The sequence below is a fragment of the Agrobacterium sp. NPDC058088 genome, assembly GCF_042885035.1.
In the GTDB taxonomy this organism is placed as follows: domain Bacteria; phylum Pseudomonadota; class Alphaproteobacteria; order Rhizobiales; family Rhizobiaceae; genus Agrobacterium.
On the sequence record NZ_JBHVSU010000007.1, the window covers coordinates 239247 to 249489 of the forward strand.

Annotated in this window: 9 protein-coding genes; all 9 read left to right on the top strand. The window is 59.0% G+C overall.

The features are described 5' to 3' along the window. The first annotated feature begins 22 nt into the window (after window positions 1–22). The 9 genes from sfnG to ACFVTJ_RS19030 all read left to right on the top strand — a co-directional run bounded on the left by sfnG (window position 23) and on the right by ACFVTJ_RS19030 (window position 10134). A complete protein-coding gene (gene sfnG / locus ACFVTJ_RS18990; protein ID WP_386910039.1) occupies window positions 23–1126 on the top strand; it encodes a dimethylsulfone monooxygenase SfnG in 1104 nt (367 codons plus the stop codon). A gap of 106 nt (window positions 1127–1232) precedes the next feature. Further along, on the top strand, window positions 1233–2150 hold the full coding sequence (locus tag ACFVTJ_RS18995) for an ABC transporter ATP-binding protein (RefSeq protein WP_386910041.1): 918 nt from the start codon (window positions 1233–1235) through the stop codon (window positions 2148–2150). Beyond that, complete coding sequence (locus ACFVTJ_RS19000; RefSeq protein ID WP_386910042.1) at window positions 2150–3046, top strand: branched-chain amino acid ABC transporter permease; 897 nt, start codon at window positions 2150–2152, stop codon at window positions 3044–3046. The genes ACFVTJ_RS18995 and ACFVTJ_RS19000 overlap by 1 nt, the downstream gene beginning before the upstream one ends. Before the next feature lies 1 nt (window position 3047). Next, window positions 3048–4109 carry a branched-chain amino acid ABC transporter permease gene (locus tag ACFVTJ_RS19005; protein WP_386910043.1) on the top strand — a complete coding sequence of 354 codons (1062 nt, stop codon included), beginning with the start codon at window positions 3048–3050 and terminating at the stop codon, window positions 4107–4109. Between the two features lie 98 nt (window positions 4110–4207). Further along, window positions 4208–5542: an ABC transporter substrate-binding protein gene (locus tag ACFVTJ_RS19010; RefSeq protein WP_269709071.1), complete on the top strand. Its 1335-nt coding sequence runs from the start codon at window positions 4208–4210 to the stop codon at window positions 5540–5542. A 71-nt stretch (window positions 5543–5613) separates the two neighbouring features. Further along, window positions 5614–6390, top strand: coding sequence for an ABC transporter ATP-binding protein (locus ACFVTJ_RS19015; RefSeq protein WP_386910045.1), 777 nt, complete (start codon window positions 5614–5616; stop codon window positions 6388–6390). Between the two features lie 26 nt (window positions 6391–6416). Continuing rightward, window positions 6417–7664, top strand: a complete 1248-nt coding sequence (locus ACFVTJ_RS19020) for an SfnB family sulfur acquisition oxidoreductase (protein ID WP_386910047.1) — start codon at window positions 6417–6419, stop codon at window positions 7662–7664. A gap of 269 nt (window positions 7665–7933) precedes the next feature. Further along, on the top strand, window positions 7934–9379 hold the full coding sequence (locus ACFVTJ_RS19025; RefSeq protein WP_386910049.1) for an FAD/NAD(P)-binding protein: 1446 nt from the start codon (window positions 7934–7936) through the stop codon (window positions 9377–9379). 236 nt (window positions 9380–9615) lie between these two features. Beyond that, a complete protein-coding gene (locus ACFVTJ_RS19030) occupies window positions 9616–10134 on the top strand; it encodes a hypothetical protein (protein ID WP_386910051.1) in 519 nt (172 codons plus the stop codon). The last annotated feature ends 109 nt before the right edge of the window (window positions 10135–10243 follow it).

A 10243-nucleotide genomic window follows, 5' to 3' on the forward strand; every position in this document is an offset into this window, starting at 1 on the left:
TATCAGGAAAGAGGAGCTTCCCATGACTGAACACCACGCCGAGCCCGTGAAATTCGCCTATTGGGTGCCGAATGTTTCGGGCGGTCTCGTCATCTCGAACATCGAACAGCGTACCAGCTGGACCATCGAATATAACCGCAAGCTCGCGCAGATCGCCGAAGCGAGCGGCTTCGATTACGCGCTGAGCCAGATCCGCTTCACCGCCGGCTACGGCGCCGAATTCCAGCATGAATCCGTGTCCTTCAGTCACGCTCTTCTGGAATCGACGACGACGCTGAAGGTCATCGCCGCCATCCTGCCCGGTCCGTGGAACCCCGCGCTTGCCGCCAAACAGATCGCCACGATCAATCACCTCACCAACGGTCGCGTTGCAGTTAACATCGTCAGCGGCTGGTTCCGCGGCGAGTTCCACGCCATCGGCGAGCCGTGGCTCGATCACGACGAACGCTACCGCCGTTCGGAAGAGTTCATCCGGGCTCTGCGCGGCATCTGGACGGAAGACAATTTCACCTTCCGCGGAGATTTCTACCGCTTCAACAACTACTCCCTCAAGCCGAAGCCGATTGATCCGCAGCCGGAAATCTTCCAGGGCGGTTCGTCGCGCGCGGCTCGCGATATGGCGGCCCGCGTCTCTGACTGGTATTTCACCAACGGCAACACGCCGGAGGAAATCGCCAAACAGGTAAATGATATCAGGACCAAGGCCAAGGAAAACAACCACGCGGTAAAAGTCGGCGTGAACGCCTTCGCCATCGTGCGCGAGACCGAAGAAGAGGCGAGAGCCGTGCTTGCCGAGATCATCGAAAAGGCAAACCCGGAAGCGGTCAATGCCTTTGGTCACGAGGTGAAAAACGCAGGCAAGTCTTCGCCGGAAGGCGAGGGCAACTGGGCGAAATCCAGCTTCGAAGATCTCGTTCAGTATAATGATGGCTTCCGCTCAAACCTGATCGGGACGCCGCGGCAGGTTGCCGAACGCGTGGTGAACCTCAAGCGCGCCGGTGCCGACCTTATCCTGCTGGGCTTCCTGCATTTTCAGGAAGAGGTCGAGTATTTCGGCAAGCATGTCATCCCGCTCGTGCGCGAACTGGAGCAGGCGGAGATCAGCGCAGCAATCGCTGCGGAATAAGACTGCAAATCTGACGGCAGCGGCCTTTGGCAGCCGCCTGCACCACGGGCGGGATCGCGTCCGTGATTGGAAACCTGTGCCCATCGGGCGGAGCATGGACTGAACGATGTCAGCATCGAGTTTTCTGGTTGCAAGTCTTGGCGCGGAGGTGGCGATCCCAACGGACATTCGCCAACCCATTGCCTTGCGAAGCGAGCACGTCAAGCAGGAACGCGGCGCGGTGGACGCCGCCACAGACCTCGTGCTGGAGCTTCGCGGTATTGACCTCTCCTTTGGAGGCGTCGTCGCTCTACAGAACATCGATCTGGCCGTGCAGCAGGGCGAAATCCTGGGCATTATCGGGCCGAATGGCGCTGGCAAGAGTTCGCTGATCAACGTTATCTCAGGCGTCTACCGGCCGGATCGCGGTCATGTTGCGATTAATGGTAAGGCCTATCGTCCAGTGCCGACTGAGAAACTCGCCCGTCTCGGCGTGGCGCGGACGTTCCAGAACCTCGCATTGTTTAGGGGTCTCAGTGTTCTCGATAATGTTGCCACGGGGCGGGCTTACGCCGAGCGGGCAAATTTCCTGAGCCAGATCGCCGGTCTACCGAGCGCTCGTCGCGAGCAGGCCGATGCCCGCGAACGGGCACGGCGGATCATCGATTTCCTGCATCTGACGCCCTATGTTGACCGGCTTGCCGGCACGCTGCCCTATGGATTGCAGAAGCGGGTGGAACTCGCGCGTGCGCTTGCCGCGGAACCGCGCATTCTGCTGCTTGACGAGCCCATGGCTGGCATGACGGCGACGGAAAAGAACGAACTTGCCGATTATGTGCGGCTCGCGCGTGACGAATATGCAATCACCGTCGTTCTGATCGAGCATGACATCGGCGTAGTGATGGGTCTTTCCGACCGCGTAGCCGTGCTCGACTACGGGCGCAAGATCGCCGATGGCACGCCTGCGGAAATTGCCAGCGATCAACGTGTCATCGATGCCTATCTCGGCGCTGCGCCGGAAAATGAAGACGGGGAGGGTATCTGATGGCTGCGTTTGATTGGTTGTTCTTTACCGAGGTGCTGGTCGGCGGGTTGCTCTCCGGGGTGATGTATTCGCTCGTCGCGATCGGGTTCGTGCTGATCTACAAGACATCGGGTGTCCTGAACTTTTCGCAGGGCGCGCTTCTCCTGTTCGCTGCGCTGACCTTTGTCAGCCTCGTCGAGCGTGGCGTGCCTTTTGTGGCTGCCTTCGCCATTACCTTTGCCATCATGGTCGTCATCGGCGTTGCGATCGAGCGTACGGTGCTTCGGCCGCTCACCAACAAGCCACCGATCACGCTGTTCATGGCGACGCTTGGCCTCTCCTACATCATCGAGGGAGCGGCCCAGCTCCTCTGGGGTACGCAGGTTCATGGGCTTGATCTCGGTATCGAGGACATCCCCTTTGATGTCGGCGGCGTTTTCATCAGCCAGTTCGACATCTTTGCCGCAGTCGTCGCGGCCGGCATGGTGGCGGCTCTCTCGGCCTTCTTCCGCTACACCCGCATCGGCCTCGGCTTCCGTGCCGTTGCGGATGACCAGTTCGCCGCGCTTGCCGTCGGTCTCAAGCTGCCGTGGATATGGGCTAGCGTCTGGGCAGCTGCGGGCCTCGTTGCCCTGGTCGCCGGACTTCTCTGGGCGGCGCGCCTCGGGGTGCAGTTCTCGCTGTCGCTGGTGGTGCTGAAGGCCTTGCCGGTGCTGGTTCTCGGCGGCTTCGATTCCATTCTTGGTGCGATCATCGGGGGTCTGCTCATTGGCGCATCGGAAAAGCTCGCCGAGGTCTATATCGGCGAGTATTTCGGCGGAGGCATCGAGGGTTGGTTCGCCTATGTCGTGGCGCTCGCCTTCCTGCTGATCCGCCCTTCCGGCCTGTTTGGTCAAAAGCTCGTGGAAAGGGTCTGATATGTCCGCCGTTACAGCCGATCTTTCGCCGCCCTTTTCCCTGCCGCGCCACGTCGGAACGGTTGCGGTTCTCGCCATCGCCTATCTCGTCTTGCCATTCGTCGGCACCAGTTATCTCTTTGAGGCGATCCTGCTGCCGTTTCTTGCGCTCAGCCTTGCCGGGGTCGGTCTCAATCTTTTGACCGGCTATGCGGGTCAGGTGTCGCTCGGTTCGGCCGCATTCATGGCCGTTGGTGCCTTCGCGGCGTATAATTTCAACCTGCGGGTTGATGGGCTTCCGCTCATCGTTTCAATTGTGCTGGCCGGTGCTTCTGCAGCCGTCATCGGCATCGTCTTTGGCCTGCCCAGCCTGCGACTGCGTGGTTTCTACCTCGCCGTTTCGACGCTCGCCGCGCAGTTCTTCGTGCAATGGGCGTTGACGAAATTCAGCTGGTTTTCCAACCAGTCCGCATCCGGCGTTATCGATGCGCCGGCGCTGTCGCTGGCCGGAATTTCCTTCGAAGGGCCGGTCGGGCGTTATCTCTTCGCGTTGACCATCGTCACCGTCTTTACGTTCCTAGCCTACCGCCTGGTGTCGTCACAAACCGGCCGCAACTTCATCGCGGTGCGAGACAATGAGACCGCCGCACGCATCATCGGTGTTCCGGTGTTGCGCACTAAGCTGCTCGCTTTTGCGATCTCATCCTTCATCATTGGCGTTTCCGGGGTGATCTGGGCCTTTGCCTATCTACGCACGGTGGAACCCGCCGGCTTCAATCTCGACCGGTCGTTCCAGATACTGTTCATCGTCATCATCGGCGGGCTTGCCTCGATCCGCGGCGCCTTTTTCGGTGCGGCACTGATCGTTGTCTTTCCGCTCATCCTATCCAGACTTGGCTCGATACTTCTGGGCAATGTCTTCGATTCCGGCGTACTCGACATGACGCAGCGCATCGTCCTGGGCGCGCTGATAATACTGTTTCTGATCCTTGAGCCTGATGGACTTGTGTCGTTGTGGGATCGCGTGAGGTCTCGGATCGTGGCGACCCTCAGGCGGGCGTGGATTCCCCGAAGCCAGCCCTGACAGGCAAAGGCTTCCAACAAGAAAAGCCGACCAGCAATGAATTCCTGAAACCAACACGGATGGTCGAGCGCCAGCCGACAGACGGAGTGTGTCCAGATATGACCCTTTATACCAAGATCAAAGCAGCAGCCTTCGCTGCCGGCATCAGCCTCGCGGCCATCGCCTTCCCGGCCATGGCCGACGAGCAGCACTTTCCTCTGCAAAGCTACCGCGTCGGGCCGTATGCTGCCGGCGGCACGGGCTTTTTCGGCGGTTTTATCGATTACCTCAATCTCATCAATATCAGGGACGGTGGTGTCAACGGCGTCAAGCTGACCTGGTCTGAAGCCGAAACCCAGTACGAAGTCGAACGCGGTGTCGAGGCTTATGAACGGCTGAAGAGCAATCCCGGCGTTGCGGCATGGAACCCGCTTTCGGTCGGTATCGCCTATGCCATGATCGATCGCATCACGCAGGACAAGGTGCCGCTCATCACCATCAACCATGGTCGCACGGATTCTACTGATGGTCGCGTTTTCCCCTACGTCTTCCCGTTGCTGCTCAACCCCTATAGCGAGACCTCGGGTATCGTGAACTATATCGCCTCCAAGCAAGGCGGGCTTGAAGGGCTGAAGGGCAAGAAGATCGTCGTGCTCTATCACGGCTCGCCCTACGGCAAGGAAACAATCCCGATCTACGAACTTCTGTCCAAGAAGTATGGTTTCGAGCTGCAGCAGATCGAAGTCCCGCATCCCGGCAATGAGCAACAGTCGCAGTGGTTGACGATCCGCCGTGCCAAGCCCGATTACGTCGTCTTGCGCGGTTGGGGCGTGATGAACCCGGTGGCGCTGAAGACTGCGGCGAAGACCGGTTTCCCGGTGGATCACATCATCGGTAATGTCTGGTCCAACTCGGAGGAGGACGTTATTCCCGCCGGCGATGCGGCCAAGGGCTACACCGCCATCACCACCCAGGCATCTGGCGCCGAATATCCGGTCGTGAAGGAAATCGTGAAGACGGTTTATGACGCCGGCAAGGGCAACCTTGAAGACAAGGGCCGCATCGGCTCCGTCTACCACAATCTCGGTATCGTCAACGGTATCCTGAATGTCGAGGCTTTACGGATCGCGCAGGAGAAATTCGGCAAGCGCACCCTGACCGGCGATGAAGTTCGCTGGGGCTTCGAGCATCTGCAGCTAGATCCAGCCCGTGTCGAGGCATTGGGCGCCAAGGATCTCTTCCATTCGATCAACGTCACCTGGGATAACCATGAGGGTAACGGCTACGTGACGTTCCAGCAGTGGGACGGCAAGAAATGGAATGTGGTTTCCGACTGGATCGCACCGGACTGGGCCCTGCTGCGCCCGATCATCGAGAAATCGTCCGAGGCCTATGCGGCTGAAAAGGGCATCAAGCTTCGCACGTCGGAAGATGCGAATTCAGTGACGAACTGATGTTTGGGTGGTCGGGCAAGGGGTTGCCCGTGCCCGGCCACAATATCCCGAAAAGCGTCAAGGAGAACGTGATGACCGAGGGGAACAGGCTGCTTGCCGTGGAGGGTCTCCACGCAACCTACAATCATGCCATCACCGCATTGCATGGGGTTACGTTTTCGATCGGACGGGGCGAGATCCTTGCCGTTCTCGGGGCGAACGGCGCCGGCAAGACGACGACGTTAAAGGCGGTTTCCAACCTCCTCCCGGCCGAACGGGGGCAGGTGCTCGCCGGTCATGTCCTGTTTGACGGTCGTGATGTCTCGCACGAAACCCCGGCAAGCCTTGTCCGTCTCGGTCTCGTGCAGGTGCTCGAAGGTCGCCATTGCTTCAAGACGCTGACGGTCGAGGAAAACCTGGTTTCCGGCGGTCTTGGCCGATCCGCCACGCGCACTGAAATCGCGACCGATCTTGAGAAAATTTACACAGATTTCCCGAGACTTAAGGAAAAGCGCCGGGTGCTTTCCGGCCTCACTTCGGGCGGCGAGCAGCAGATGACGGCCATCGGCCGGGCCTTGATGTCGCGGCCCCGGCTGCTCGTCCTCGACGAACCGTCGATGGGGCTGGCGCCTCTCATCGTGCAGGATATTTTCCGCACGCTGAAGCGCCTTAATCGCGAAGAAGGTCTTTCGATCCTGGTCGCTGAACAAAACTCAGCGGTCGCGCTGTCCTATGCCGACCGGGCCATCATTCTGGAAAACGGGGTGAGCGTGTTGTCAGGCACGGCCGCCGAACTCAAGGCGCGCGACGATGTGAAAGCCTTCTATCTGGGCCAGAAGCCTGCCGCGCCTGTCACGCATATTCACTGAAAATCATAGGAAAGAGGAGACATGGCATGACCATTTCCAACGTGAAGACGAAAGATGCTGCTCAAGGCGTTCCGGCCGTGCCCCGGCCGAGTGAGCCGGCACACATCATCAAGAGCGATGCCGAAGCGATCGAAGTGGCGAAGAAACTCGCTGCCGAAATTGCCCCCGGCGCTGCCATTCGCGATCGCGATCGCATCTGGCCGGTAAAGGAACTCGATGCCTTCTCGCAAAGCGGGCTCTGGTCGATCAACGTGCCGAAGAAATTCGGTGGTCCTGAAGTCTCCTATGCGACGCTCGCCAGGGTGATCGAGATCGTCTCTGCTGCGGATTCCTCGATTGGCCAGATCGCGCAGAACCATCTCGGCGTCGTTGCCGCGATCCGGACGGTGTCCGATGAGGCTCAGCAGACGCTGCTTTTCGCAGAAGTGCTGCGCGGCACACGCTTCGGCAATGCCTTCTCCGAATTCGGTTCGAAGCGGGCCGCGGATTTCGAAACGAAGTTCGTCGATGCGGGTGACCATGTGATCGTCAACGGCCAGAAATTCTATTCCTCCGGCGCACTCCTCGCCCATCTCGTGCCCATCGTTGCGCTGGATGATGAAGGCCGCGCCTGGTATGCGATTGCCGAGCGGGACGCGCCCGGATTGACCGTCATCGACGACTGGTCATCCTTCGGACAGCGCACGACGCTCTCAGGCACTGTCATCCTCAATAACGTCAAGGTGCCGAAAACCCATCTGGTTCCCGGCTACAAGGGGTATGCGGAACCCACTGCCGATGGTGCGATTTTCCAGATTATTCAGGTTGCGGTCGATACGGGGATTGCGCAGGCGGCAATCGATGAAACCATTTCCTTCGTGCGCACCAAGAGCCGCGCATGGGTGGATAGCGGCGTTGATCATGCCTGGGATGACCCCTATACGATCCAGGCTGTCGGCGATCTGACGCTGCGGCTGCATGCAGCTCAGGCGCTGCTTGAAAAAGCCGGTTATGCCATCGATCGGGCCATCCAGAACCCGAATGCTGAAACGGTTGCCGAAGCACAGATCGTGACGGCCGAGGCGAAAATTCTCTCGACAGAGATTGCCATTGCGGCGACCAACAAGCTGTTCGAACTTGCAGGCACCCGCTCCACGCTTGCAGAGCACCACCTCGATCGCCATTGGCGCAATGCCCGTACCCACACGCTGCACGATCCGGTCCGGTGGAAGTACTCGATCCTCGGCAAGTACTTCCTCAATGGCGAGAAGCCGCCACTTCACGCCTGGAGTTGAGAAATTTTTGGAGGCCGGGGTGCACAAAGCACCCCGGTTGGTCATTGATCTTGCTACATCCGCCAGGAGTAATGAGATATAGTGAACTGATGAGATGGTGCCCCTCAAGCGCGTTCCAATCAAGCGCCCAGTAACGAGGAGCTTTGCCGGAAACGTCGGGAATATAGAATAGTGGTGACGATGAGCCTTACGCGCAGGAAGCGGAAAACGCTTTATGGGGCCTTCCAATCGTGCAGGACACAGATCTCCTTGGGGAGAACGTAGAGGCAATGAATTCTCTTGTTCCCATAGCTTCTTCCCGTTTGACCGTAGCAGTTGTCGGCGGTGGCTTCACCGGCGCGGCGATGGCAATGCATCTGGTTGCGAGCAACGGCTTCCCGACTGATACATCCGTTGTTGTCATCGAACCTCGATCGCAACTGGGCCGTGGCTTGGCCTATAGCGCAACCGATCCGGCGCATCGGGTCAATGTCCCCGCTGCAAGAATGACGCTTTTTCCGGATATCCCCGATGATTTCGAGCGTTATCTGGGCGGTATTTCAGCCGGTGACGATGCCGAGCTCATAGGGCGCGATGGCTCGCCTTATCCCAAGCGGTCTGTCTTCGGCGATTACGTCTCGGCACGGATCCAGCCATTTTTAGATGACGGCCGTATCAGACACTGGCGGACCAAAGCGATCTCGGTGTCACAAAAAGGAAACCGCTATGAGATTGCCGGGTCTGACGGAACAGTGCTCGTTGCGGATATAGTCGTGCTGGCCGTCAGCCATCCGCCACCGTCCTTGCCTCGGGTGCTCCAGCCCTTCAAGGATGATCCCAAGCTGATTGCGGATGTCACCGTGACCGACGCGATAGAGGCTGTCGAGCCTGGAGATCGTGTTCTCATCGTCGGAAATGGCTTGACCTCCGCCGATGTGGTTGCCTCGCTCAAGAGACGGGGCCATGTCGGCCAGATAACGTCTTTCTCTCGCAGAGGCTTGCGGTCTCGCGGCCATGGTCCTGTTGGGCAGGAGCCTTTCGGCGATTTCCTGTCTGAGCCGTTCACCTCAGCAAGCAAGTTGCTCCATAAGGTTCGCCACACGCTGCGAGAAGCAGAGGAACGGGGCCTGACGTGGCATAGCGTCGTGGATGCGCTGCGGGCGCAGGGGAAGGACATATGGGGAAATCTGCCTGTCATTGAGAGAGGGCGCGTTGCCCGACACTTGCGGCCGGTCTGGGATGTTCATCGCTTTCGCATTGCTCCGCAGGTTGAAGCCGCTGTGGAGGAGTTGATCGCGAGCGGCCAAATGAATGTCCGGGCTGCGTCGCTCATTTCCATAACGCGGATCGGTGCCGGCTACAGGGTAATGCTTCGATCCCAGCGCACGAGCGTTCTCGAGGCGCTCGATGTCGACGTGATCGTCGTCACCACGGGTCCGGCGCATGGCGGCATCCTTCAAAGCCAGGCGCTGCTTCGTGAACTTGAAGAAGCCGGTCTTTTGCAGCCCTGCCCAACCGGGCTTGGTATTCTGGTCGATGCCCGGTCGAATCCCGTGGCGACCTCAGGCGAAAGCCTGAATTCACTCTTTATCGCCGGGCCGCTTGCGCGCGGCACCTTTGGAGAGCTGATGGGGCTGCCGCAGGTTACCGAGCACGCAATCTTCGTTGCGGAACGTGTTCGCGGCTTGGTTGATGAACTCAGGATCTCTCATCCCGCACCACGGGTGTCAAAATGACCGCAAGCGACACGCTGGTCCAGTCTGGCGCTGATGTCTGTTACGCCCTGGATACCATTCGAACGAACCAGTTTGCCCCATTCGTCATCAACTGTAACCTCACGATAATGGTTTCGTGGCCCGTTAAAGAATGTCGAGAGCCTAAACTCCAGGTAGCGTGATTGCTTCGAATCCCTTAGAGATCTGGATGCGTAACAACGAATACGACGTGCCCAGCCATTCTTCAGGGATTTTCCGTGCAAAACGCTAAACTCATCCGCTACACCGCCTTTTCCGTATGCGCTGCTCTTACCACGTTTCAGGCCGAACATGCTCTAGCTGCGGCGCACGACAAGTTCTTTGACGCGGCGCTGTGCAAGCCACCCTATACAATGAACTCGGCAACGGAGATTTATGAAGCCGCGGAAGCGCTTGCCACGCCGGACACCTCGTCGCTCGGCGCAGCGATCTACAAGCTCCAGGACCAGATAGGCCGTGACGGTTTCAAATCGTCCGAAGTTTTCTTTGCGAGCAGCGCGGTCGGTGTTTTGATTGAAGGTGAGCGCGCCGACGATCTGGCGGCAAAATACGACTTGAAGCCGGAGACGTCGGACCTGCTGGGCGCTTCCACCAAAGGCTATTCGCGTGAACTGCCGGCAGATCAGCAGCCCGAGCCAGGATTGACCGGTCCCGGGAAAGTCTTTGTCGTTGCCCGCCAGGGTGACGCCTTGCCAGGCAAAACCTTGCTGGCATGCGAATTCGTGCAGGATTTCTAAGAGTTCGCAGAGCTGGTAAGCCCACGGTGAAGGCCGTCTTGCGATGACGGCCTGCTGACTGCCAGTCCTAGTGGTAACACTAGGAGTAGTCATATGACGAAGCATCCAA

Excerpts from the sequence above, each read along its gene's own strand:
- sfnG (WP_386910039.1), top strand. The coding sequence starts at position 23 with ATGACTGAACACCACGCCGAGCCCGTGAAATTCGCCTATTGGGTGCCG.
- ACFVTJ_RS18995 (WP_386910041.1), top strand. The coding sequence starts at position 1,233 with ATGTCAGCATCGAGTTTTCTGGTTGCAAGTCTTGGCGCGGAGGTGGCG.
- ACFVTJ_RS19000 (WP_386910042.1), top strand. The coding sequence starts at position 2,150 with ATGGCTGCGTTTGATTGGTTGTTCTTTACCGAGGTGCTGGTCGGCGGG.
- ACFVTJ_RS19005 (WP_386910043.1), top strand. The coding sequence starts at position 3,048 with ATGTCCGCCGTTACAGCCGATCTTTCGCCGCCCTTTTCCCTGCCGCGC.
- ACFVTJ_RS19010 (WP_269709071.1), top strand. The coding sequence starts at position 4,208 with ATGACCCTTTATACCAAGATCAAAGCAGCAGCCTTCGCTGCCGGCATC.
- ACFVTJ_RS19015 (WP_386910045.1), top strand. The coding sequence starts at position 5,614 with ATGACCGAGGGGAACAGGCTGCTTGCCGTGGAGGGTCTCCACGCAACC.
- ACFVTJ_RS19020 (WP_386910047.1), top strand. The coding sequence starts at position 6,417 with ATGACCATTTCCAACGTGAAGACGAAAGATGCTGCTCAAGGCGTTCCG.
- ACFVTJ_RS19025 (WP_386910049.1), top strand. The coding sequence starts at position 7,934 with ATGAATTCTCTTGTTCCCATAGCTTCTTCCCGTTTGACCGTAGCAGTT.